A 25,571-nucleotide genomic window follows, 5' to 3' on the forward strand; every position below is an offset into this window, starting at 1 on the left:
TGTCACTACTCTTTCTTTGTTGGAAGGATGAAAGTAGCAAGTTCATTGCCTGTTGTGTCGGAGCTATATTTATATATTATAGTAACTTCGTAATCCTTGAATTTCTTCATATCTACAGAGTTATCCATTGCATCAATAAGGGAGGATTTAATCTGATTGTAGTTTTTATGCAACAGCAAACTGTCATCAAGTATACCTGATGCTGTATAAAAGTATGTCATTGAATTCTTCTCTCTATTGTAGAAGGTACTGTCTAATATTAATAATGAGTCTACTCTTACAGGGCATAACTTATTTATTTTCTTTGAATTATTTTCGAGAATATCTGCTTTCCTCTCTTTACCACATCCCGTTAAAAGTGTGGAGATAATTAAAATAGCAATAAATAGGTATTTCTTTTTCATAATCTATTTTGTAATTTCGGCAAAAGTAAAATATATAATGAACTAATCAAAAGTTTTTTTACTTCTTTAGTCCAAAATTATAATGCATATGAGTAATATTCTTACAGAGCTAAAAAACAAAAAACATAAACGTTATCTCGGAGGTATGGATTTCTTTCGATACGTTGGTCCGGGACTTCTTGTTACTATAGGATTTATTGATCCGGGAAATTGGGCTTCTAATTTTGCAGCAGGATCAGAATTTGGTTATGCATTACTTTGGGTTATTACCCTTGGAACTGTTATGTTGATCATTCTTCAGCATAATGTTGCCCATCTTGGTATTGTCACAGGATTGTGCCTTAGTGAGGCTGCTACCCAGTACTGTCCTAAATGGGTATCACGCCCTATTCAGATATCTGCAATGTGTGCCTCCATATCTACTTCACTTGCTGAGATTATTGGTGGCGCCATCGCTTTGGAAATGTTACTTGATATTCCTATAATATGGGGGTCAATCCTTACTACCATCTTTGTTTTCATAATGCTCTTTACAAACTCTTATAAGAAGATTGAAAAAGCTATAATAGCATTTGTCTCTGTAATAGGACTATCTTTTCTTTACGAACTTTTTTTAGTAAATATAGATTGGCCTGTTGCAATTAGGTCATGGGTAACTCCAACTATTCCCAAAGGAAGTATGATTATAATAATGAGTGTATTGGGTGCTGTCGTTATGCCACATAATCTTTTCCTTCATTCAGAGATTATACAGAGTCATGAGTACAATAAGAAGGATGAAAAGCAGATCGAGAGGGTCCTTAAGTATGAGTTCTACGATACTATGTTGTCTATGATAGTAGGATGGGCCATAAACAGTGCAATGATACTTCTCGCCGCCGCTACATTTTTCCAGAACAACATAGTAGTTACTGAACTTGAACAGGCTAAGTCTCTTTTATCGCCACTCCTGGGTAATAATGCTGCTGTAATATTTGCTTTGGCTCTTCTTATGGCAGGTGTATCATCAACTATAACCAGTGGTATGTCTGCCGGCTCTATATTTGCAGGTATGTTCAATGAATCGTACAATATAAAGGATATTCACTCAAAAGTGGGCATTATCATCTCTTTTGGTATTGCTTTGTTATTGATTTTCTTTATCGGTGATCCTTTTAGGGGCCTGTTAATTTCTCAAATGGTATTAAGTATTCAGCTCCCATTTACTATGTTTCTTCAGGTAGGCCTTACATCTTCTCATAAGGTTATGGGTAAGTATGCTAATTCGAAGTGGAGTAATGTTGTGCTTTATTCATTAGCTATTACCGTTACACTTCTTAATATTATATTGTTATTTGGAATGTAAATATGAGGTAAATACATTATTATGTTGAATTAACTCTTTTTATTCTTTGAAAAAGAAGAATAGTTTCCATTTTAATTTTTTTTCTTTGTTAACCTATTTGTATCTTTGCCATCTATATATTTATGATGAACTATGATAGGTAAGAAAAGTGTTGTAGCATTGTTTGATTTCGATGGTGTTGTAATGGATACGGAATCACAGTATAGTAAATTCTGGAATGCTAAAGGAAAAGAATACTTTCCGAATATAGAGAATTTTGGAGATAAAATAAAGGGACAGACTCTGACTCAAATTTGTGACAGATATTTTGACGTCGATGCCAAAAGAAGAATTGAAGAAGAACTTGACCGTTTTGAGGAGTCTATGATATTTGACTATATCCCTGATGCACTCCCATTTATTAAAGAACTAAAGAAGCATCAAATAAAAATCGGTATAGTTACAAGCTCAAACGAGAAAAAGATGAATAATGTGTACAAGGCACATCCGGAGCTGCTGGAACTTGTAGATAAAATTTTTACAGCAGAAATGTTTTCCCGTTCTAAACCTAACCCCGATTGTTTTTTGCTTGGAGCTTCATATTTTGATACAAAAGTTGAAGATTGCATTGTCTTTGAGGACTCTTTTCATGGACTTGAAGCAGGAAGAAAGGCAGGGATGTTTGTTGTAGGCCTTTCTACAACGAATAAAAGAGATGAAATAATCGATAAAGCTGATTATGTTATCAGCGATTTTACCGGTTTTAATTACGAAAAACTAATTAAATTACTATAAAGAAATAAACTTATTAATTTAAAAGAATATAATTATGGCAGGATATATTTCAGGTGATACAAGAAAGGTTACTACCCATAGACTTATTGAAATGAAGCAGAGAGGAGAGAAGATCTCAATGCTTACTTCATATGACTATACAACTGCTCAGATTGTTGATGGAGCTGGTATAGATGTTATTTTAGTAGGTGATTCTGCATCTAATGTTATGGCTGGAAATGTTACAACTTTACCTATAACGCTTGACCAGATGATTTATCATGGTAAATCTGTTGTAAGAGGTGTTAAAAGAGCGCTTGTTGTTATAGATATGCCTTTCGGAACATATCAGACTTCGGACTTTGAGGCCGTTACCAATGCAATCAATATCATGAAAATTACACATTGCGATGCATTAAAACTTGAAGGCGGAGAAGAGATTATTGATGCTGTGAAGAAGATTATTGCAGCTGGGATTCCAATTATGGGACATCTAGGATTAATGCCTCAATCAATTAATAAATATGGTACATATACTGTAAGAGCAAAGGATGATGAAGAGGCTGAAAAACTTATCCGCGATGCTCATCTTCTTGAAGAAGCTGGATGCTTTGGTCTTGTTTTAGAGAAGATTCCAGCAGAATTGGCTAAACGTGTTGCTGATGAACTTACAATTCCTGTTATAGGAATAGGTGCAGGCGGCGGTGTAGATGGACAGGTTCTTGTTGTTTCAGATATGCTTGGAATGTCAAATGGATTTAGTCCAAGATTTCTTAGAAGATATGCAAATCTTCATACAATAATGACTGATGCTATTCAGCAATATGTTAAGGATGTCAAGGATAGTGACTTCCCTAATGTTAACGAACAGTATTAATAAATTTATCTGGCAGAAATATGTTTGACGATCTGTTTTATCCAAAAGAAAGGAAAGGCCTTTGGACCAAAGAGATGATTCTTTTATCTCTTTCAAACTTTTTTTTGTATATCTCGCTATATATATTTCTGCCTTCATTACCATATTGGTTGACAAATCAATTTGGTTATAGCCTAGTTATCAGCTCAATAGTTATGGCATCTTTTGCTATAGCTATATTTATTCCAGGCCCGTTCAATAATTACCTACTAGATGCATTTAAAAGGAAAAAAGTAGCCTTCTGGTCCTTTGTATTATTGGGGTTGTCGGCTTTAGGATATATTGGTGCGGTATCATTATGTATTGTCTTGGCACTGAGAATAGTTCAGGGAATTCTTTTCAGTATTATTACAACGACGACCAGCAGTACTTTATTAATAGATATTACGCCTACGAATAAGAGGACAATAGCAAACCTCACTTTCACACGCGTAGGAAGGTCTGGCATGATGATTGGTGTTGTAATAGGAATTTATCTGTTAGATAACTATGAGGTTAATATGTTGTTCTATATAAGCGCTGCCCTTACACTTTTATCATGTTTTACTATACTGTTTATTAGGGTACCTTTCAGAGCACCATTGAAACCATCTTTTTTCTCACTAGACAGGTTTCTTCTACCTAGAGTTCTACCTGCTGCTGTGAATATGATTTCTACACCTATAATATTGGGAATATTGATAACAATGTTGCAGGTGAATGTTTCATTTCTGTCGCTTGCATTAGGCTTTACTATAGGATTTATACTTATGCATGTTCTCTTTAAAAACCTTCAAGGTAAGTCAGAATTGGAATTAAGTACTTCATTAATAGTTATAGGTTGTCTACTTATAATGATTACTTCTTCTATTATTATATCATATATTGGTTATATCTTACTTGGAACAGGGTTGAGTATTGCAGCAAACAGATTCTATGTCATTATTATAAGCATGCCGCTTCATTGTGAAAGAGGTTCAGCAAATAATACATACAATCTGATATGGGAGTTAGGAATACTTATTGGTATAGTGATAGGCTTTTCTTTTGATGGCTCAACTATCGCTGAATTATTAGTATCAATAGCTATAGCCTTAATCTCTCTTTTTCTTTATGAATTTAAAATACACAAGTGGTATTACTCGCTAATGGATAATAAATAAACATATATTATAAAAGAATATGGCAGACGATAAGAAAATTATATTTTCGATGGTAGGCGTAAGTAAGGCCTTCCAGGCGAATAAACAGGTATTGAAAAACATCTACCTATCCTTTTTTTACGGTGCAAAGATCGGTATTATCGGTCTTAACGGATCAGGTAAATCAACTTTGCTTAAAATTATAGCTGGCTTAGAGAAGAGCTATCAAGGTGAAGTAGTATTCTCACCAGGTTATTCTGTAGGCTATCTTGCTCAGGAACCACATCTTGACGATACTAAGACTGTAAAAGAGATTGTTATGGAAGGTGTTCAGGAGATTGTAGACATTCTGGCAGAATATGAAGAGATAAACAATAAATTCGGTCTTCCTGAATATTATGAGGATCAGGATAAGATGGATGCACTTTTTGCCCGTCAGGCTGAGTTGCAAGATAAGATTGATGCAACAGATGCATGGAATCTTGACAGTATGTTGGAAAGAGCTATGGATGCTCTGAGATGTCCACCTGAAGATCAACCAGTAAAAAATCTTTCTGGAGGTGAGCGTCGTCGAGTTGCTCTTTGTCGTCTTCTTCTTCAGAAACCTGATATATTATTGCTCGATGAGCCGACCAACCACCTTGATGCAGAGAGTATCGACTGGTTGGAACAGCATCTACAACAATATGAAGGTACAGTTATAGCTGTTACTCACGACCGTTACTTCCTTGATCATGTTGCAGGATGGATTCTTGAACTTGATCGTGGTGAAGGTATTCCTTGGAAAGGTAACTACTCAAGTTGGTTGGAACAGAAGACTAAGAGAATGGAGATGGAGGAGAAGGTTGCAAGTAAACGTAGAAAGACTCTTGAGAGAGAGCTTGATTGGGTACGCCTTGCTCCAAAAGCTCGTCAGGCTAAAGGTAAAGCTCGTCTTAACTCTTACGACAAACTTATAAATGAGGATGTTAAGGAGAAAGAGGAGAGACTAGAGATATTTATTCCTAACGGACCTCGTCTTGGTAATAAAGTTATCGAGTCAATCGGAGTATCTAAGGCTTATGGTGACAAACTTCTTTTCGATAACTTGAACTTTATGTTACCACCTAATGGTATTGTTGGTGTAATTGGCCCTAATGGTGTTGGAAAGACTACTCTTTTCCGTCTTATTATGGGATTGGAAAAGGTTGACGGAGGTACATTCGAGGTTGGTGAGACAGTAAAATTGGCATATGTTGACCAGCAACATAAAGATATTGATCCAGAGAAATCTGTTTATCAGGTTATAAGTGGTGGTAATGAGTTAATTCGTCTCGGTGGAAGAGATATTAATGCCAGAGCTTACCTAAGCCGTTTCAACTTTTCAGGTGCTGATCAGGAAAAGCTCTGCGGTATGCTTTCCGGTGGTGAGAGAAACAGACTTCATCTTGCTATAGCATTGAAAGAGGAGGGTAATGTACTTCTTCTTGATGAGCCAACTAATGATATTGACGTTAATACTCTTCGTGCTTTAGAGGAAGGCCTTGAAGATTTTGCAGGATGCGCTGTTGTAATCAGTCATGACCGTTGGTTCCTTGATAGAATTTGTACTCATATCCTTGCTTTCGAAGGAAACAGTGAGGTGTTCTTCTTCGAAGGATCATATACAGAATATGAAGAGAACAAGATGAAACGATTGGGTTATGAAGAACCTAAGAGAGTTCGTTATCGTAAACTTATGGAATAAATATAGTTATATAAAGAAGGCTGACCGTTTATTATGGTTGGCCTTTTTTATCAATTATTATCGCTAAATTACGAATAGTTATTAATGGTTACTTTCATTTGCTATAGAATAGTAAATTACATTTAAAAAATGTAATCTTTATGTAACAATCATACAAGATTAAATATATATCTTTGTGCGTATTTTAATAATCAATAAACTTAATTAATTAAAATTTCATGGCAAAAAGAATGCGATTTATTCTTTCCACACTTATTGTTTTAGTAGTGATGACAGCTAAAGCACAGGTTACCACATCCTCAATAAGCGGAAAGATAACAGACAGTAACAAGGAAGCTATCATTGGAGCTACTATTCAGGCAGTTCATGAACCTTCAGGTACTCACTACGGTGCAATTACAAACATTGATGGCCGTTACTCAATTCAGGGTATGCGTGCAGGCGGACCTTACAAAGTTGAAATCTCGTACATCGGTTACAAGACTGAAATTATCAAAGGTATTACGCTTAACTTAGGTGAGACAGCGAATGTCTCTTCACAAATGTCTGAATCTTCAGAATTATTGGGTGAAGTGATGGTTGTTGGAAGAGCTGGTCTTGATGCTACAAAAACAGGAGCTGCGATGAGTATTAATGCAAACGAGATTGCTCGTATGCCATCTATTACTAATAGCATTGCAGATATTACTCGTTTGAATCCACAAATCAGTGTTTCTACTAGTGGTGCTATGTCTTTTGCAGGATCAAACAACCGATACAACTCATTTATGGTTGACGGTGCTGCAAATAACGACGTGTTTGGATTGACTTCTAATGGTTCTAATGGTGGACAGGCAGGTGCACAACCTCTATCAATGGAGACTGTAGAACAAATTCAGGTAAGTGTTGCTCCATTTGACGTTCGTCAATCAGGATTTACTGGTGGTGCAATAAATGCTATTACCAAATCAGGAACAAATGAGTTCCATGGCAGTGTATATGGTGACTGGTTGAATCAATCATTAATAGGTAGTAAATATAAAAGAATTGATGGTACTACAAGTCAGGCTTATGAAGATGAAAAAGAATATCGTTATGGCTTAACTGTAGGTGGACCAATCATAAAAAATAAATTGTTCTTCTTTGCAAACTATGAGAAGTCAAACAAAGAGTATCCAAATAACTATGGTCTAGGTTCTGAATTATCAAAAATTGATGAGGCTGAAGCAAAAAAAGTAATAGATAAGATTAACGAATTGGCTGCAGCGCAAGGTGTAGAATATAATACAGCAATTGTTAATCCTAAGAACTATACTAAATCTGATAAGGCTGGTTTGAAGTTAGACTGGAACATAAACGATATGCATAAAGCATCTTTCCGTTGGAGTTTAGTTTCTGCTAAACAGCTTAACAGCAATAGTTCAGCGTCAAGCTTACGTGCTTCTAATAACCAATATGATTTCGTTTCTAAAACAAATACATTTATTGGTGAGTTGCAGAGCCGTTTTTCTGATGTGTTAAGCAACGAAGCTCGTCTATCTTACGTACGCGTTCGTGACGAAAGACAACCTTATGGCGATCCAGCTCCACAATTACAGATCTCTAATGTTGGTGGTGGAACTCTCTATTTTGGTACTGAATACTCTTCAGGTGCAAACAGCCTAAATCAAGATATCTACACTTTGACAGATAATTTGACTTGGAATCTTGGAAGACATTCATTGACATTTGGTACAAACAATGAATTATATACATTCGAAAACTTATTTATTCAGAATATTTATGGTTCATATGCATTCAACAATGTTGATGATTTCTTAGCTGGTAAGATTAAAACATTCCAATATGGACATGCAAATACAGATGTAACAGGTGATCCTCGTTGGGCTGCTAAGTTCTCTTCTGCTCAAGTAGGTTTCTATGTACAGGATAAATTTGATGTAAACGATAATTTTCAGTTAACATATGGTTTACGTGCTGATATGCCATTCTCTTTCGATACTCCTTTAGCTAACGAACCATTCAATAAGTTTGCAGCTGAAAAGAATTGGGGAGTTAAGACTGACCAAAAGATAAGCAGCGCACCATACTGGTCACCACGATTCGGTTTCCGTTGGAACATCAATGGTGATAACAAGTATATCCTTCGTGGTGGTGCAGGTATCTTTACAGGACGTATACCTTTCGTTTGGTTGAGCAACAACTTCTCAAACACTGGTATCCAGATGACATCATTCTATGCATCAAATCCTAACATTCCAGTTCTTCTTGATCCAACCAAACAAACAGACCAAGAACCACTTCTAAAAGCTGATGGTAACCAGACAATCAACGTATTCGACAAAGACTTCCGCTTTGCTCAGACTGCTCGTTTCAACTTAGCATTAGATTTCGAACTTGCCGGTATCAACTGGACAGCTGAAGGTATCTATTCTAAGACTATAAATGATATCGTTTATAGCGATCTATCTCGTGACTTGAACGGTAAGACAGTTGGTGAAACTTATACAAATATGGCATACGATGTACGTCCAATGTTTGATAGAGTTACAACAGGAACTGCTTTCTCAAATATATATATGCTTAGCAACACAAGCAAAGGTTACTCATACAACCTTTCTATCATGGGTACTAAGAAGTTTAATTTCGGTCTTGATTTGATGGCATCTTATGCATACTCAGTATCAAAATCTCTTAACAGTGGTACTTCTTCAGTAGCTAAATCAAACTTCCGTTATAACTATACTTATAAGAATGCAAACAGCCCAGAGTTAGGTAATTCTGCATTTAATATACCTCATCAGATTAAAGCTTCTGCTTTCTATCATAAAGAGTTCTTTAAGAATCAGAAGACTACATTCGGTTTGATCTATACAGGTTCATCTGGCTCTCCATACTCAATTTATTATTATGGTGACCTTAACGGTGATGGTGCTGATGGTAATGACTTGATGTTTATCCCTACAGATGATCAGATCGATGCTATGAAATTTACTGCAACAACTAAGTATACTGCAGATGCTCAGAAAGCTAACATGAAGCAGTGGATTGCTAATGATCCTTATCTAAGCAAGCATCGTGGTGAATACTACGAACGTTATCAGGATAATGAAGAATTTGAACATCATTTTGATTTCCATTTCTCTCATGAAGTTAAGTTTAAAGTTGGTGAAAGATTCAATGCTTTAGAGTTGACATTCGATATCTTGAATGTTGGTAACTTGCTTAATAAAGATTGGGGTCATTATGGCGCTAATGGTGGTGGTAGTGCTTATTACTCACCTGTTACTTACAAAGGAAGCGGTAACTTCCAATTCTTGAATCCAGGTGATTACCAAATGCGCTCTTACAGTGATTACTATTCACGTTGGAGAGGACAGATTGGTTTAACATATACATTCTAATAAATATTTTAAATATATTTTAAAGAGGTTGCTCGAAAGAGCAACCTCTTTTTTATGTTAGCTAATCATTGGTACTTATTAATCCTATTGTACTATTATATGTAGTAAACGAAAGTAAGTGTAAAATAAATGTCATCTCTCGTCGAGTAATGTTTCATTTTGTAACATGTTATCAATAAAAGTGCCTTAATTAATAACCTTAAAAAAATAAATTGTGAAAATTATGGAAATTACAAAGAAAATGTTTTATATTTATTAATAAATATGCGTTTTTCTTAAACAAATTGTGTTTCGTTTTTGTTTGGAATATTACAGGTTATATATTTTTCTTTAGGTAATATGTTGAATTAGAATATTTTAGAAAAGAAATAGACATAACAAATAACTATTTTAATAAAATTTTTATGAAAAACAGTTTAAAGCTTTTTTATCTAATGGTAGTAATGCTAATAAGTTGCAGTGCTACACTGTCAGCTCAAGGTATTATTAAAGGCAAAGTTGTAGATGCAGAGACAAAGGAGGAACTTGTAGGTGCAACTGTAGTTGTTACTGGGACCACTATAGGAACAGTGACAGACTACGAAGGTAATTTTAGTCTGAAGGTTAATTCACAAAAACCTTCTCTTACCTTAAAATATCTAGGTTATAAAGACCTTACTAAAAAGGTAGATCAAAATGGTAATGTTGATCTTGGTACAATCATGATGGATGTTGACTCAAAGACTTTGGGAGATGTTGTTATAACTTCTTCAGTTGCTGTGGCAAGAAAGACTCCTGTAGCCGCATCAAATGTTATGATGGATTATATCGAAGAGAAACTGGGTACACAGGAATTTCCTGAAGTACTGAAAGCTACTCCGGGTGTACATGCACAGAAAGACGGTGGTGGCTATGGTGACTCAGAGATTTATATGCGCGGATTCGACAATACCAACGTTGCAACTATGATCAATGGAGTTCCAATGAACGATATGGAGAATGGTAACGTATATTGGTCAAACTGGGCTGGTCTTAGTGATGTTACTCGTACCATGCAGACACAAAGAGGACTTGGTGCTAGTAAGGTGTCAGCTCCATCTGTTGGTGGAACAATTAATATCATAACAAAAGGTCTTGATGCTAAAAAAGGAGGTTCAATCTCTTATGGCATGGGTAATGATAACATGAACAAGTTACTTTTCACCTTCTCTACAGGTCTGTCAAAAGACGGATGGGCACTTACTGTACTTGGTGCAAAGACTTGGGGTAATGGTTATGTTCAGGGAACAAATTTTGAAGGATACAACTACTTCCTTAGTATATCTAAGAAGTTGTCAGATTCTCATCAGCTGTCTTTCACAGCTTTCGGCGCTCCACAGACTCACTATCAGAGAAAAGGTGCCCTTACTCTAGAAGCTTGGGATATGACAAAATCTGTATGGGGTGTTCAAAACTATAAGTATAATACTACTTTTGGATACGATAACAATGGACAGAGACGCAGTTCTGAATATAATGTTTATCACAAACCTCAGATGAGTTTAAATCATCAGTGGGATATAAATGATAAATCATCTTTGTCTACATCTTTGTATATGTCTATAGGTCGTGGTTATGGCTATTCTGGTCAAGGAAACGAGACCTACGGATATAGCTATAAGGATTGGTATGGTGCTAACTATGGAGTACTCCAAACAAAATTCCGTAAAGATGACGGTACTTTTGATTATGGTGCTATTCAGGACATCAACCAGAACAGTGAATATGGTTCTATGCTTGTTATGACAAAGTCAAAGAATTATCATGATTGGTACGGACTTCTTTCTACATATACTACAAAGTTAACTGAAGATATCGACTTCTATGGTGGTGTTGACTTCCGTTATTATAAAGGTACTCATACTAATGATATTCAGGATTTATATAATGGAGATTACTTTATGGACTCTAGCCGTGGTAATGTAAGTGTTGCTAACAACAAAAATGCTGCAAACCCTGCATGGTTGAATCAGAAACTTGGAGTAGGAGATGTAGTTTATCGTGACTATGACAGTTTTGTACTACAAGAGGGAGGATTCTTCCAGACTGAATATAATAAGAATAAGTTGAATGCATTTGTTTCTGGTTCTCTTTCGAACACTACTTATTGGCGTTATGATAGATTGTATTATGATGAGGATAATGCAAAATCTAAGACTGTAAGTTTTATCGGTTACACTGCTAAGGCCGGTGCTAACTATAACCTTACAAACAACCATAACGTATTTGCAAATGTAGGTTTTATAAGCCGTGCTCCTAAATTCTCTTATGGTGCTTTCATGGCTTCCACAGTCAGCAACACTATAAATAAGAATGCCAAAAATGAGAAGATTCTTTCATTAGAGGTTGGATATGGCTATCGTAATGGTTGGTTAAGAGCAAATTTTAATGCATACTTTACCAAATGGATGGACAAGACTATGACTAAGTCGGGTACTCTTGATAACCAGATGGACTATTTCATGAATATGACTGGTGTAACTGCTCTTCATAAGGGCGTTGAACTTGACGTTAAGGCAGAGCCATTGAAATGGTTAGAGCTAACCGGTATGTTATCTATAGGTGATTGGAAATGGGATAGTAACGCTACAGGATATGCATTCGATGAGTATGGAAATCCACTTGACTCAAAAGGCGGAATTGTTGAAGCCGGTTCACCTGAGCAAGCATGGGCAAAAATCAACCTGAAAGGAATCAGGGTAGGAGGTTCTGCTCAGACAACTGCAGCTTTAGGAGCAAGTGTAAAACTTGAAGGTGGCTTGAGATTAGGCGTTGACTGGACTCTTTATGGTCGTAACTATGCATATTATGCACTTAGCGGAAGTAACTTGAGCATTGGTCAGGAGAAGACTATTCTTTCACCATGGAAAGTTCCTACTGCTAGTCAGATAGATCTTAACGCTTCTTATCGTTTCAAAATTGCTGGTTTGAATACAACAATTTCTGGTAATGTAAACAACCTGCTTAATTACTTCTATATATCAAAGGCTTATAATCCTCAATCTGGTGAAGTCTCTCCAAACAGCATATATTCATATTATGCTTTCGGACGTACAGCAAGTGTTAGATTAAAAGTAAACTTCTAAGTAATATACTATACAATTATGAAGAATAAAATATTAGTATCCCTTATAACTATTGCTGGTCTTACAGCTTGCAACGATGATTTTAATGATCAGTTCAATATAGTATATAATGTAAATGATGTAAAGAGTATGGTATATACTCTTGATCCATCAGACTATGGTTCTATTGCCGATAATGAAAACAATGTATTTATCGCAACAGGAAAAGATCCTGCCGGCCTTACTTATGTGAAAGCTTTGGCTGATGTTAAAAAGAATAAGTATTTTACTAGTGAGGCACCTGCCGAAGAGTATATACCTGCTTTCCTTGATGCTAAATATCCTAATGCAGATGTGGGCTCAAAATTTGTAGTCACATTCAACCAATATGAGGCACCTTCTGCATATATGACTGATTTTGCAAAGATTTCTGAGTATACCCTTGCTGCAGATGATTATAAAACTGTATGGGGAACTAGCGTCAATGCTTCATTCCTCTCTCCGCTTTCATTGCAGAAACTTCCTACTATACTGAAAAGTAAAGTGACTGGAGCACAGGATGGAGATATGGTTGTTGTAAATTATGCTTACTCAGAAGTTGAACCAAGTACAGGTGGCACTCAGGGTGTTGTTTACGATAAAATTAGCGATGTAATAGCAAATACAAGTGGAGCAAGCTATACAGTAAAAGGTAATGTTATCGCTACTTATGGACGTGGATTCCTTATCAATGATGGAACAGCTTCCATATTAGTGTACCTCAATGCCGCATCAAACTACTATGTGGGTGATGTAGTATCTGTATCAGGAACTACATCTTCATATTCTAAATTGATGCAGTTCCCTGCAACTTCAGAAGTGAAACTCCTAGAGAGAAAGACTACATTTGCGTACCCAACATCTTCTCAGCTACTAGCAGGTGCTGAGCTTGATAATTATATGACTTCTCCTTCTGTGAAGTATATTCGTATACAAGGTACTCTTACAATCAGTGGTTCATATTATAATATTGTTGTTGATGGCGCTACACGAAAAGGAAGTATATCATATCCTGTAGCCGGAGTAGTTGACCCTGCACTTAATGGAAAAGTTGTAGATGTAACCGGCTATGCTATAGGTGGATCTTCTACTTATGTTAATATTATGGCTACTTCTGTTGTAGAGTCAGGACAGACCTCTGATATCACACCGGTAGGTGTAGTTGCTCTTTCTGCTGCCGGAGCTTATACTGTATCGGGAGTTGTTGCTGCAACGTATGCTAAAGGTTTTCTTGTAACAGACGGAACAGGAAATATATTGGTATATCTTAATAAAGCTCACGATTATGTTGTTGGCGATATTGTAAAAGTATCCGGTACAACAAGTAAATATGCTAATCTGATGCAGTTCCCTGCAACATCTGTTGTTACTAAGGGTGCACATGTCACATTCACCAATCCTGCACCAAGAACGCTTGCTGCAACTGATATGGAAGCATATCTTACTGCTACATATTGTGGTAATGTAAGCTATACAGGCACATTGAGTATCAGCGGATCTTATTATAATGTTACAATAGATGGTACTACAGCTGTTCAGGGAAGTTTATCTTACCCTATCACCGGAGTAGTTGACCCTGCATTAAATGGAAAGAAAGTTCTTGTTACCGGTTATGCAATCGGTGTAAGCAGTGGAAAATACCTAAATACTATGGTTACTTCTATAGTAGAGGCTCCTGCAGCAAGAAGTTTTGCATCAGCTTCACGTGTTGCCGTTACTGTAGCTCCAAACAAATCAGAGCTATACGTTTATTCAAGTTCACAATGGAAGAAGTATACTAATAGTGATGTACTACTTGGAGTTATCACTCCTGAAGTTTACTCATCATTAGGCAGTAATACTATTGCAACTCCTGAAAATGTTGTTCCTACATTCTTGCAAAATACTTATCCATATGTAGTTGATGGTGAAAAAGCAGTTGCAATATATAAGGATAAGTCTAAGAATTATATTGCTAAAGAGTATACATTCAATAAGTATTGGTCATTGACTCCTGATTACCTTCCAGTTACATTGACATTTGCAAAAGATGAATCAGGTATAAGTGCTAATATGAGTACATATGTTGATGAAACATTCCTTGGTGATGAAGGTGATTTTAAGGCATACAATGTTACTTTAGGCTCACTGTCATATGTATGGATTAATACTGCTGCATATGGTTGGAAAGCTTCTGCCTTCTTGAATAATACAAATAATGTTTCTGATAGTTACCTTGTTTCTCCATCAATTAATTTATTGAAAGCTACATCACCTATAATGACATTTGATGAAGCTCATAAATATCTTAATGGAGCACAACCGACTCAATATCTTTCAGTTCTAGTTTCTAAAAACTTTACTGGCGATCCTGCTGCATGTACTTGGGATGTACTTCCTGTAGCTGTCTGGTCGGATGGTTCAACATGGGACTTTGTTAATGTAGGAGAAATTGATTTGAGTGCTTATAAAGGCAGCCGTATAAATATTGCATTCCGCTATACCAGCGATGCTAGTGCAGCTGCAACTTGGGAGGTTAAGAACCTCAAAGTTATTGAGAAGGAATCTGCAAACTAATCCTTCTTGATGAAAATCCTCCATGTATAATTCATACATGGAGGATTTATTTTTTATCAGAATTATAGATTTGATCTATATTATACTGTTTACTTATTTACCCTATAATTCCATATATTAAGGCCTTAGCTTTATTAATCTATATCTTAGGATTAATAAAGCTAAGGCTTAAATATATATCATGGGGCTATATTTTGTGAGGTAATAAGTACAAAAAATAATCCCTGCAGTAACCAGCTGCAGGGATTTCTGTTTGTTTGAGATAACGATAATAAGTTAGATTATGCTTCAGCAGGAGCTTCTGTTGCAGCAGCTTCTTCAGCAGGAGCTTCTGTAGCAGGTTCTTCAGCAGCAGTAGCAGATGCCTCTGCCTCAGCCTTTGCAGCAGCTTCAACAGCTTTTTTCTCAGCTACTTTCTTTGCAATTTCTTCGTTTACTTTCTTCTCAGCTTCAAAGCGAGCTTTTTCGTCAGCTTTCTTAGCAGCATCTTCTTTTGCTTTCAAAGCAGCTAAGCCTGATTGCTTGTTAGATTTCCAAGCTTCAAATTTAGCTTCAGCGTCAGTTTCAGAGAATGCGCCTTTAGCTACACCACCTAGAAGATGTTTTTTCATGTAAACGCCTTCACGAGAAAGAATATTACGAACTGTATCTGAAGGCTGTGCACCGCACAATACCCAATGAAGAGCACGTTCGAAATTCAAATCTACTGTTGCAGGATTGGTATTTGGATTATAAGTACCAATTTTCTCAGTAAATCGACCATCACGTGGAGCTCTTACGTCTGCAATTACAATTGAATAGAACGCATAGCTTTTGCGTCCATTTCTTTGCAATCTAATTCTAGTTGCCATCTTTTAAATTTTAATTAATAATGATTTGAATTTATGCTTGTAACTCGTACAAGCGACCGCAAAATTATAGCTTTTCTTTTGAATTTCAAAATATTACTTGCTTTTTATCTGTCGAAGCCACATTTCTAGTTCTCCGGTCCATTGACGTTTATATTTAAAACTGTCACCAAAGCCCCAACCGTGCCCGCCAATAGGGTAAATATGAAGTGAAGCACTCACTCCATTCTTTACTAAAGCTGTATAATAATTAATACTATTTTCTACAGGAACAGCTGAATCATCGCTACTATGCATTATAAATGCAGGTGGAGTCTGTTTGCTTACCTGTTTTTCATTAGAGAAAAACTCTTCAGTCTCCTGCGATGGATTTTTCCCTAGTAAATTATTATGCGAACCCATATGAGTAATCGAAGGACTCATACTAATAACAGGATAAAATAGTATTTGAAAGTCTGGACGTGTTTCAGTAGTAAAGTGTGTTGCAGCACTGCTTGCAAGATGTCCACCTGCCGAAGAGCCCATTATGCCCAACTGATTAAACTTCCATTTATCTTGATTAGCACGCATAATCTTTATTGCTTGTTGTGCATCACTTAATGGAACATCTTTATTTCCATTTGGCATGCGATATTTCAACACTGCATAGGTTATTCCCATAGAGTTAAACCAATCAGCCATATTTAGGCCTTCATGGTCTATGGCAACATATTGATATCCTCCACCGGGACATGCTATTATTGCCATTCCATTTGGATCTTTTGCAGGGAATACAATCAGTTCAGGGTCTGTTATCTTTCCTATTCTGTTTTTTCTAACCTCTTGTTCAGGTTCTGTAATTCCATTACTATTGGGGGCACCATTAGGCCATAACTTTATTGTAACCGGCCCCTGTGCAAAAGCCCCAAATGATAAGCTCATGAAAATTAAAAGTATTAAGTTCTTCATAATTCTATTTCTTTATATTCATGCTTGCTTTAATGAGATATACTACTAGCAGAATGTAAGCAGCTAAAGAAACGACCTCACTCATAGGATTTGATAACCATTCTTCATTGACTAGGTTTATTCCACCAAATCTCATTGCTGCACTGACTACACCCATCAAAGCTCCACCTGCAATGAATCCGGAAGCAAGGAGTGTACCTTTCTCACCTCTCTCTTTGTTTACTTCTGCATCTTTACTTCTAGTTGTAACATACCAGTTTATTGCTCCACCAACCAATAACGGGAGGTTAAGTTCCAATGGTATGAACATACCCAATGCAAAAGCAAGAGCAGGAACCTTAAAGTAAGTAAGTACAAGTGCAAGTAGAGCACCAATGCCATAAAGAAGCCAAGGAGCACTTACACCGTTCATCAAAGGATCTATTACAGCAGCCATGGCATTTGCCTGAGGGGCAGCTAGAGCTCCTGATGAGAAACCATATGTTTCATTAAGAATCATTATTACAATACCTACCGTTGCAGCAGAAACAAGAGTGCCGAGGAACTTCCATTTCTCCTGTTTTGCAGGTGTACTTCCAATCCAATAACCAATCTTAAGATCGGTAATGAAACCTCCTGCCATAGAGAGTGCGGTACATACCACACCACCCATAATAAGAGCTGCAACCATTCCGGTAGGTCCGTTCAGTCCTACAGCTACCATTATAACAGATGCAAGAATAAGTGTCATAAGAGTCATTCCTGAAACAGGATTTGTTCCTACAATAGCTATAGCATTGGCAGCTACAGTTGTGAAGAGGAAAGCAATACCTGCAACAAGTATTATTGCTACTATACTATGAAGCAGGTTACCCTGCATAACATCGAAGAAGAAGAAAAGAGCAATTATAAGGATTGTAAATATAGAACCGAAAGCGATAATCTTCATCGGTATATCTTTTTGAGTTCTAACTACACCCTCTTCAACACGTTTTCCTTTCATCTCATTTGATGCAAGTGAAACGGCGCTCTTGATAATACTCCATGATTTGAATATTCCTATGATGCCAGCCATTGCGATACCACCGATACCAATGCTTTTTGCATACTCTTTGAAAATCATCTCAGGTGACATATCACTTATGGTCTGCGTCAATGCAGGGTTCCATGTATTAAGGACTACATCTCCCCAGAATAGTGAAATGGCAGGTATGATAATAAACCATACAGTTATTGAGCCAACACAAATTATAGCTGCATATTTTAAGCCTACAATATATCCCAATCCTAATACTGCTGCTCCTGTATTTATCTTGAAGACGAGCTTTGCCTTTTCAGCTATAGTCTCTCCAAAACCAATACAACGGCTTGTGAAATTCTCGTTCCACCAACCGAAAGTTGCAACTATGAAATCATATAAACCACCTATAATACCTGCAAATAGGAGAGGTTTAGCCTGACTTCCACCTTTTTCACCGGATATAAGAACCTGTGTACTTGCTGTAGCTTCAGGGAAAGGGAACTCTCCATGTTTCTCCTTTACGAAATATTTCCTGAAAGGGATAAGGAACAGGATACCAAGTATACCACCGAGAAGTGAACTCATGAACATCTCAAAGAAGTTTACACTCATCTCAGGATATTTCTCCTTAAGGATATATAGTGCCGGAAGGGTGAATATAGCACCTGCGACGATAACACCGGAACATCCTCCAATAGATTGAATAATAACATTCTCACCAAGCGCACCTTTTCTCTTAGCAGCACCCGATACACCAACAGCTATTATGGCAATTGGTATTGCTGCTTCAAAGACTTGTCCAACTTTAAGACCCAGATAAGCTGCAGCTGCCGAAAAGAGAACAGCCATTGCTATTCCCCATAAAACAGACCAACTGTTTACTTCAGGGTAGGTTTTGTCGGGAGAAAGGATATGGGAGTACTCTTCACCATTTTTGAGAGGACGGAAAGCATTATCTGGCAATCCGACCGGATGTTCATGTTTTTGTTCCATGTTAACTTTTTTCGTTAAAATTTAGCTATTTAATAATAGCCCAAAAATAGTGAAAAAATGGAAAAGAACGCTTATAATATCAGAATATCTGGAACTTCATGCCTAATGAAAGGGATAGATAGTCCTCCGGTTTCAGATAACTATTTCTGAAAGCACTTACCACATACAAGTCGCATGTGCTTATCTCATAAAAAAGTGTAAGACTCTTTGACGAGAACCTTGCCTTTTCGGGTATGTCTATTTTAAGACGTTGCCCAATGAAAACATGTGTCCTTACTCTGTTTGAGAACCCATAATATCCCTGAGGATAACGTTCAGGCTCTTTTGTCCAGAATTTGTCACTGAACACTGTATTGAAATATAGTCCGCACTCTAATGGCTCCAAGTTAAAGTTATTACAAAGATATATGCTCCATGGGATGTAGCTCTGCTTTAGCGTAAGGGTAAATTTGAAATGTTTGGAGGAGTACCGTGGTATGACTCCCAAAAGAATATCTGTCTCCCATTGTCCTCTCTTTCCATAATCCCATCCTATGCCTCCTGAGAATAGTCCCATACCACCTGCATATTGTAACTTGGTATGTGTAGGTATAAGTGCATTCCAAGCTTTACGATAACTGTGTATACGTCTGTCATATTCATTTGAATGTGATGATCTTTGAATAACAGTGTCGCTGAATATCTCATCATTCATTGCATATAGTCTGGGAATCTCATTTTCCTGAGCCTGCACAACAAAGGATGAAAATATGAATATCATTATTGTATATACTCTAAAACTTAATAACTTCATAGTCATATCCATCCTCTTTAATTGTAAATACAAGATATATTCTATCTTTTATGCTTGGACATTGATAATATAGTATGCCATCTTTAAACAGGTCGTCAACAGTCAACTGATGTTCGTGTCCGTATAAACAGAACTGTACCCCCGGAAACTTATTTATATACCATTGAAATAGGTCGTTCACGTTATTGTTGAATATGAACTCTTTTGGCTTTACGTGCATCAGGAAGATAGTTTTCTCAATCTCTGATGGTAGATTCTCTAACTCACTCTTCAAAAATCCGAAGTTTGGAATAGGGTTAGAATAGTCGTACTCCATTGCATTTGTATTAAGGCATATCACTCGAACGTTGCCTGCAGTAAAGGCAAAATCGCTATTCCCATATATTTTCTCATATACCTCTTTACCAGTGCCAAGACAATCATGGTTGCCTAAAACACAGAACCATGACATGACAAAACCATTCATGATATCACGCATCCATATAAACTCCTTTGTTGCTCCAAAATCACTTTGGTCTCCTCCGTGAAGTACGAAGTCTATGTCACCTCTCTTGTTTATTGCATCTACTGCATCCTTAGTTTCATCATAACACCGCTGGGTATCACTTATCATTGCAAACTTAAATTCCTTTTTTCCATTCAGAGCCTTTTCAATCTTTTGGCTGTTTTTCTCTGTCACTCCTCTCTCTCCAGTGATGTTGACATCATATGGATGAGCTTCGAACATATCGCAACTTGTACATGTGAGAGCAGTGAGCAGTGATAATAAAATAATTCTTCTTACCATTACTAAAATTTTGCTCTGCAAAAATAGCTTTATATTTCATATCTGTTTGGCTTCATTTGGGGCTTTATTTGTTCTATAATACCTCAATGATAGGTAAAAAAAGCGGTTCCTGAATTTATCAGAAACCGCTCTCTATATTATGTATTAACAATTAATTCTTTGAAACCATATCGCCTTCAACATAGATTCTTGTCATCTCAGTTTTTGCGTTGGTACGTAATGTTATAGATTTTTTGAAATGTCCAGGGAACTTACCTGCACCATTGTAGGTAACTGTTATCTCTCCACTGTTTCCTGGTTGTATTGGTTCTTTTGGATATTGTGGTACTGTACATCCGCAAGATGCAACAGCCTGATGTATAACTAGTGGTTTATCGCCTGTATTTTTAAATTTGAATACACATGTAACTTTAGGACTAGATTCGGGAAATTCACCGAAGTTGTGTGTTGTATTCTCGAAAGTAATTTCAGCTTGTGGCTCGTCGTTGTTACTTGCAAATGCTACTATACCAATAAGTAACAAAAATGTAGAGAATATAAATTTTTTCATTTTATTTAAATTTTAAACAGACTTCAAAATTAGTCTATTTTTTATATAGTTGCTCATTTTCTAAGATAAATAAATTATTTATAAATTGCTTTAACAGTATGGAATGAAAATAATTAGCCCGATAATGGCAGCTCCGATAGCTGTTATCAATACTGCTCCGGCGGCAATATCCTTAGCCATACCCGCTATAGGATGATATTCAGGGGAGACAAGATCGACAACTTTTTCTATGCTGGTATTAAAACCTTCGGCGGCCATCACCACCATGAAACAAAGTATTATTATACACCATTCACTTGTGGTTATGCCAAAAAGAACCCCCAAAAATGTAACTAATATGGCTGCAAGAGCATGTATATGTGTATTCTTCTCTTTTGAGAACAATATAAATATACCTTTTATTGCATATTTAAAACTTTTACACACCCTCTTAAACTCGTTCATACTGTCATCCTCTGTTTACCTGTTTTACTCCTTTTATAGTCTTAAGTTTTTTGATCAGTGACTCCAACTTTGTAGTGTCGTCAATCATTACTGTAAGCATACCCGAGAATAGGCCGTCATTAGAATCTATGTTTATAGATCTCAGTGTGACATTATTCTCTTTACTAATTATAGAGGTGATGTTTGTTACTATTCCTATATCATCATGTCCTATAATCTTTATTGAGATAGGGTATTGTTTACCACTACTCTTGCCTGCCCATCTTGCTTTTACTATCCTATAACCGAATCTTGATTTCAACTCATGTGCATTTGGGCAATCTGTCCTGTGAATCTTTATACCACCACTTATTGTGACAAAACCAAATACATCATCTCCATATATTGGATTACAGCATTTTGCAAGTTTGAAGTCTATGCCCTTAAGGTTCTGGTCAATGACCAAGACATCATCCTTGAAGTTGGAATAGTCTTCTTCCGGTTTTACATAGCTTTCAGCACTTCTGTAGTTAATCTCCTCTTTACTCTCAGTCTCTCGCTTCTTAAGCTCTAGAAAGCGATCTATAATATTGTTGGCATCAAGTTTCTCGTCGGCAACATCCTGATAGAAGTCTGTAACAGTCTTATAGCTGAATTTCTTGATGAGTTTCATCATTATAGAATCATCATAGTCTATCTTCCTGTTCTTGAACTTCCTCTCTATAGTCTCCTTAGCAAACTCAACCTGTTTTGCTTCTATCTCTTTAAGAGCCTGACGTATCTTGTTTCTGGCTTTTGAAGTTGATACTACATTCAGCCAATCTCTTTTAGGAGTCTGGCTGGTTGATGTCATTATCTCAACCTGATCACCACTGTTGAGTGCCTGTTTTATCTGAGCATTCTTACCATTTATTTTTGCACCTATACACTTGCAACCTAACTTTGTATGTATGGTAAAGGCAAAGTCGAGTACTGTAGCACCCTTAGGCAATTTATATAGATCACCTTTAGGAGTAAAGACAAAGACCTCATCTTCGTACAACTCCAATTTGAGTCTATCCATTAACTCAAGGTCATTACCTGCATTTTCAAGTGTTTCACGAATAGATGTAAGCCATTCGTCAACTCCCGCTTCACCCTTAACACCTTTGTATCTCCAGTGTGCAGCAAGTCCTCTCTCTGCTATATCATCCATTCTTTCGGTACGAATCTGAATCTCTACCCATTTTCCTTGTGGACCCATAACTGTTGTATGAAGAGATTCATATCCATTGCTCTTAGGAACAGATAACCAGTCACGTAAGCGTTTTGGATTTGGCATATACATATCAGTAACGATTGAATATGCTTGCCAACACTCCTGTTTCTCCTTATCAATCTCTGAGTCAAGTATGATACGGATAGCGAATAGGTCGTAAACGCCCTCAAAAGCACATTTCTGCTTCTTCATCTTTTGGTATATGGAGTGAATGGACTTAGTTCTTCCTTTGGTATGGAACTTTAGTCCGGCTTCGCTTAACCTTTTATCAATAGGAGCGATAAATTCCTCTATATACTTGTCACGAGAAGCTTTTGTCTCATTAAGTTTATCTTTTATATGATAATAGACCTCTCTCTCAGTGTATTTCAAAGAGAGATCTTCAAGCTCGGATTTTATAACGTATAGTCCTAACTTATGTGCCAAGGGAGCGTAAAGATAAGCTGCCTCATTTGACACTTTCAATCTGGCTTCATTGTTGCTGTGATTCTTAATTTGTCTCATAATATTCACCCTGTCGGCAATCATTATGAGTATCACTCGCATATCTTCTGCAAACGAGATTATAAGGTTCCTGAAGTTCTCGGATTCGATGGTAGGACTTTTGGCATATAGTTCATTTATCTTTACAAGCCCTTTAATTATTGTTGCTACATCCTTACCATATTCATTCTCAACCTCTTCAATAGAATAAAAACCATCAATTACACTGTCGTTAAGCATAGCTGCAATAATAGAAGCTCTTTTCATACCTATCTCTTCAGAGACTATGACAGCAGTCTGCATCTCCTTAATGATAGGGTTCATGCCAAAAGCATTGCGCTTGAGTATATTGTTTTCAGCAGCCTTTCTAAGATGGTTCTTTATCTTATGGCAATCCTCTTTCTGAAGAGTATCTCCAGAAATTCTCAATAATTTTTTATATAGTGTTATAAGCTGTTCCTTTTCCTCTTTGGTGAAAAAATAGATCTCTTCCATAATTCATCTGATTTTTTTACTTTATGATTCGTAAAGATAGTTTTTTTCCCAATTTTTCTATTGCTGTCTATCGGTTTTTTGTAATTTTGAAAATAATTAGATCAATAAAATGAGCTAAGAACTGAGTAACTCACATAAACAAATTATTATATGTTAACACTTGATGATAAGAAGCAAATTGAGAAAAAAGGTATTTGCGAGGAACAGATTTTTGACCAGCTGAAGAGTTTTGAGAGAGGTTTCCCATTTTTGGAACTTGAAAATGCAGCATCGGTTGGTAATGGAATATTAGTTCATACAGAGGAGGATGTGAAGAAATTTCTTGACAATTGGTATAACTATAAAAAAGATAATAGGAGCATATTAAAATTTGTACCTGCTTCAGGAGCAGCAAGTCGTATGTTCAAGAATATGTTTGAGTACCTCTCTTCTAACTATAATCAACCTGAAACAGATTTTGAGAAGAAGTTTTTCACTCAAATTCATGATTTCGCATTTTACAATGATCTTAATGTTGCTTGTAAAAAAATACAGGTAAAAGTATTGATGAATTGATGGATGAGAAGAGATTCAAAGATATAGTGGCTAATCTTCTTACTACTCCAGGATTGAACTATGGTTCACTTCCAAAAGGTCTGCTTAAATTCCATAAATATGCTGAAGGTGCACGTACACCACTTGAGGAACATCTTGTAGAAGGTGCTCTATATGCTTGCAGCAGTACTGGAAAGGTGAATGTTCATTTCACCGTCTCTTCGGAACATCATGAACTATTTGAGAAACTAGTGAATGAAAAGATGCCTGAGTATGCTAAGAAATTTGGTGTAGAATATAACATCTCTTTCTCTGAGCAGAAACCAAGTACAGATACTATTGCTGCCGATTCAGATAACAAACCTTTCCGTGAGGATGGAAAATTGGTGTTCCGTCCAGGTGGACATGGTGCTCTTATTGAGAACCTTAATGATCTTGATGTCGATATCATCTTTATAAAAAATATCGATAATGTTGTTCCTGATAGATTGAAGAGTGATACTGTAACTTACAAGAATCTAATCGCAGGTGTACTTGTTACTTTACAGCAGAAGACATTCGAGTATCTGAAAATTCTTGATAGCGGTAAATATTCACAGGAACAGATAGAGGAGATAATACGCTTCGTTCAACAAAAACTGTTCTGCCGCAAGAGTGATATAAAAAATATGGAAGATGCCGAATTGGTTATCTACCTTCGTAATAAACTTAACAGACCAATCAGAGTGTGCGGTATGGTTAAAAACGTTGGTGAACCTGGTGGCGGACCTTTCCTTGCATACAATCAGGATGGAACAGTATCATTACAGATACTTGAGAGCTCACAGATTGATATGAAAGATCCAAAAAAGAAGGAGATGTTCGATAATGGAACACACTTTAATCCGGTTGATTTGGTATGTGCTGTTCGTGATTATAAAGGTAATAAGTTTAACCTGACTGAATATGTAGATAAATCTACAGGATTCATATCAAGCAAGTCAAAGAATGGACGCGATCTTAAAGCCCTTGAACTTCCAGGACTATGGAATGGTGCGATGAGTGACTGGAATACTATATTCGTAGAGGTTCCTCTTACAACCTTCAACCCGGTTAAGACAGTAAATGACCTTTTAAGAGATCAGCATCAATAA

General features: G+C 36.6%; 17 protein-coding genes and 1 pseudogene. 9 read left to right on the forward strand and 9 right to left on the reverse strand.

All coding sequences use genetic code 11. The features are described from left to right. Positions 1 to 5: 5 nt before the first annotated feature. Positions 6 to 404, reverse strand: coding sequence for a DUF8479 domain-containing protein (locus tag JCM15092_RS03585; RefSeq protein ID WP_024993466.1), 399 nt, complete (start codon positions 402 to 404; stop codon positions 6 to 8). A gap of 88 nt (positions 405 to 492) precedes the next feature. On the opposite strand from JCM15092_RS03585, the gene JCM15092_RS03590 reads away from it, so the two are divergent. From JCM15092_RS03590 to JCM15092_RS03625, 8 genes are all read left to right on the forward strand, one after another. After that, positions 493 to 1,749, forward strand: a complete 1,257-nt coding sequence (locus tag JCM15092_RS03590; protein WP_024993467.1) for an Nramp family divalent metal transporter — start codon at positions 493 to 495, stop codon at positions 1,747 to 1,749. A 132-nt stretch (positions 1,750 to 1,881) separates the two neighbouring features. Beyond that, a complete protein-coding gene (locus JCM15092_RS03595; RefSeq protein WP_024993468.1) occupies positions 1,882 to 2,523 on the forward strand; it encodes an HAD family hydrolase in 642 nt (213 codons plus the stop codon). A gap of 34 nt (positions 2,524 to 2,557) precedes the next feature. Then, positions 2,558 to 3,379: a 3-methyl-2-oxobutanoate hydroxymethyltransferase gene (gene panB / locus JCM15092_RS03600; protein ID WP_024993469.1), complete on the forward strand. Its 822-nt coding sequence runs from the start codon at positions 2,558 to 2,560 to the stop codon at positions 3,377 to 3,379. Positions 3,380 to 3,399: 20 nt separating this feature from the next. Then, complete coding sequence (locus tag JCM15092_RS03605; RefSeq protein ID WP_024993470.1) at positions 3,400 to 4,560, forward strand: MFS transporter; 1,161 nt, start codon at positions 3,400 to 3,402, stop codon at positions 4,558 to 4,560. Between the two features lie 19 nt (positions 4,561 to 4,579). Further along, positions 4,580 to 6,265, forward strand: a complete 1,686-nt coding sequence (gene ettA / locus JCM15092_RS03610; RefSeq protein ID WP_024993471.1) for an energy-dependent translational throttle protein EttA — start codon at positions 4,580 to 4,582, stop codon at positions 6,263 to 6,265. Positions 6,266 to 6,483: 218 nt separating this feature from the next. Continuing rightward, entirely contained in the window at positions 6,484 to 9,648 is a 3,165-nt protein-coding gene (locus tag JCM15092_RS03615) for a TonB-dependent receptor (protein ID WP_024993472.1), read from the forward strand. 404 nt (positions 9,649 to 10,052) lie between these two features. Next, the gene (locus JCM15092_RS03620) at positions 10,053 to 12,752 is read left to right on the forward strand and encodes a TonB-dependent receptor (protein WP_024993473.1); all 2,700 of its coding nucleotides are present in this window, start codon (positions 10,053 to 10,055) and stop codon (positions 12,750 to 12,752) included. Positions 12,753 to 12,770: 18 nt separating this feature from the next. Then, positions 12,771 to 15,326: a choice-of-anchor J domain-containing protein gene (locus tag JCM15092_RS03625; protein ID WP_024993474.1), complete on the forward strand. Its 2,556-nt coding sequence runs from the start codon at positions 12,771 to 12,773 to the stop codon at positions 15,324 to 15,326. 281 nt (positions 15,327 to 15,607) lie between these two features. Here the strand turns inward: JCM15092_RS03625 and JCM15092_RS03630 are convergent, their stop codons facing one another. From JCM15092_RS03630 to JCM15092_RS03665, 8 genes are all read right to left on the reverse strand, one after another. Beyond that, positions 15,608 to 16,177, reverse strand: coding sequence for a 30S ribosomal protein S16 (locus JCM15092_RS03630; RefSeq protein ID WP_024993475.1), 570 nt, complete (start codon positions 16,175 to 16,177; stop codon positions 15,608 to 15,610). A 93-nt stretch (positions 16,178 to 16,270) separates the two neighbouring features. Next, positions 16,271 to 17,122: an alpha/beta hydrolase gene (locus tag JCM15092_RS03635; RefSeq protein ID WP_024993476.1), complete on the reverse strand. Its 852-nt coding sequence runs from the start codon at positions 17,120 to 17,122 to the stop codon at positions 16,271 to 16,273. 4 nt (positions 17,123 to 17,126) lie between these two features. Then, the gene (locus JCM15092_RS03640; RefSeq protein ID WP_024993477.1) at positions 17,127 to 19,115 is read right to left on the reverse strand and encodes an OPT family oligopeptide transporter; all 1,989 of its coding nucleotides are present in this window, start codon (positions 19,113 to 19,115) and stop codon (positions 17,127 to 17,129) included. A 79-nt stretch (positions 19,116 to 19,194) separates the two neighbouring features. Continuing rightward, complete coding sequence (locus tag JCM15092_RS03645) at positions 19,195 to 19,920, reverse strand: hypothetical protein (RefSeq protein ID WP_024993478.1); 726 nt, start codon at positions 19,918 to 19,920, stop codon at positions 19,195 to 19,197. Beyond that, positions 19,889 to 20,695 (reverse strand): metallophosphoesterase family protein, encoded by an 807-nt coding sequence (locus JCM15092_RS03650; protein WP_024993479.1) that lies wholly within the window; start codon positions 20,693 to 20,695, stop codon positions 19,889 to 19,891. Before JCM15092_RS03650 ends, JCM15092_RS03645 begins: the two co-directional genes overlap by 32 nt. 151 nt (positions 20,696 to 20,846) lie before the next feature. Next, entirely contained in the window at positions 20,847 to 21,245 is a 399-nt protein-coding gene (locus JCM15092_RS03655) for a DUF1573 domain-containing protein (protein WP_024993480.1), read from the reverse strand. 90 nt (positions 21,246 to 21,335) lie between these two features. After that, complete coding sequence (locus tag JCM15092_RS03660; protein WP_024993481.1) at positions 21,336 to 21,689, reverse strand: diacylglycerol kinase family protein; 354 nt, start codon at positions 21,687 to 21,689, stop codon at positions 21,336 to 21,338. A gap of 4 nt (positions 21,690 to 21,693) precedes the next feature. Further along, complete coding sequence (locus JCM15092_RS03665) at positions 21,694 to 23,904, reverse strand: RelA/SpoT family protein (RefSeq protein WP_024993482.1); 2,211 nt, start codon at positions 23,902 to 23,904, stop codon at positions 21,694 to 21,696. A 150-nt stretch (positions 23,905 to 24,054) separates the two neighbouring features. Here JCM15092_RS03665 and JCM15092_RS14790 point away from each other — a divergent pair. Beyond that, positions 24,055 to 25,571: pseudogene (locus JCM15092_RS14790) on the forward strand (DUF4301 family protein).

Origin of the sequence: Phocaeicola paurosaccharolyticus JCM 15092 (assembly GCF_000613805.1) — a bacterium.
Lineage (GTDB): Bacteria > Bacteroidota > Bacteroidia > Bacteroidales > Bacteroidaceae > Phocaeicola > Phocaeicola paurosaccharolyticus.

What these genes read in the sequence shown, in the direction of transcription:
- JCM15092_RS03585 (WP_024993466.1), bottom strand. Translation starts at nt 404, where the DNA reads ATGAAAAAGAAATACCTATTTATTGCTATTTTAATTATCTCCACACTT.
- JCM15092_RS03590 (WP_024993467.1), top strand. Translation starts at nt 493, where the DNA reads ATGAGTAATATTCTTACAGAGCTAAAAAACAAAAAACATAAACGTTAT.
- JCM15092_RS03595 (WP_024993468.1), top strand. Translation starts at nt 1,882, where the DNA reads ATGATAGGTAAGAAAAGTGTTGTAGCATTGTTTGATTTCGATGGTGTT.
- panB (WP_024993469.1), top strand. Translation starts at nt 2,558, where the DNA reads ATGGCAGGATATATTTCAGGTGATACAAGAAAGGTTACTACCCATAGA.
- JCM15092_RS03605 (WP_024993470.1), top strand. Translation starts at nt 3,400, where the DNA reads ATGTTTGACGATCTGTTTTATCCAAAAGAAAGGAAAGGCCTTTGGACC.
- ettA (WP_024993471.1), top strand. Translation starts at nt 4,580, where the DNA reads ATGGCAGACGATAAGAAAATTATATTTTCGATGGTAGGCGTAAGTAAG.
- JCM15092_RS03615 (WP_024993472.1), top strand. Translation starts at nt 6,484, where the DNA reads ATGGCAAAAAGAATGCGATTTATTCTTTCCACACTTATTGTTTTAGTA.
- JCM15092_RS03620 (WP_024993473.1), top strand. Translation starts at nt 10,053, where the DNA reads ATGAAAAACAGTTTAAAGCTTTTTTATCTAATGGTAGTAATGCTAATA.
- JCM15092_RS03625 (WP_024993474.1), top strand. Translation starts at nt 12,771, where the DNA reads ATGAAGAATAAAATATTAGTATCCCTTATAACTATTGCTGGTCTTACA.
- JCM15092_RS03630 (WP_024993475.1), bottom strand. Translation starts at nt 16,177, where the DNA reads ATGGCAACTAGAATTAGATTGCAAAGAAATGGACGCAAAAGCTATGCG.
- JCM15092_RS03635 (WP_024993476.1), bottom strand. Translation starts at nt 17,122, where the DNA reads ATGAAGAACTTAATACTTTTAATTTTCATGAGCTTATCATTTGGGGCT.
- JCM15092_RS03640 (WP_024993477.1), bottom strand. Translation starts at nt 19,115, where the DNA reads ATGGAACAAAAACATGAACATCCGGTCGGATTGCCAGATAATGCTTTC.
- JCM15092_RS03645 (WP_024993478.1), bottom strand. Translation starts at nt 19,920, where the DNA reads ATGGATATGACTATGAAGTTATTAAGTTTTAGAGTATATACAATAATG.
- JCM15092_RS03650 (WP_024993479.1), bottom strand. Translation starts at nt 20,695, where the DNA reads ATGGTAAGAAGAATTATTTTATTATCACTGCTCACTGCTCTCACATGT.
- JCM15092_RS03655 (WP_024993480.1), bottom strand. Translation starts at nt 21,245, where the DNA reads ATGAAAAAATTTATATTCTCTACATTTTTGTTACTTATTGGTATAGTA.
- JCM15092_RS03660 (WP_024993481.1), bottom strand. Translation starts at nt 21,689, where the DNA reads ATGAACGAGTTTAAGAGGGTGTGTAAAAGTTTTAAATATGCAATAAAA.
- JCM15092_RS03665 (WP_024993482.1), bottom strand. Translation starts at nt 23,904, where the DNA reads ATGGAAGAGATCTATTTTTTCACCAAAGAGGAAAAGGAACAGCTTATA.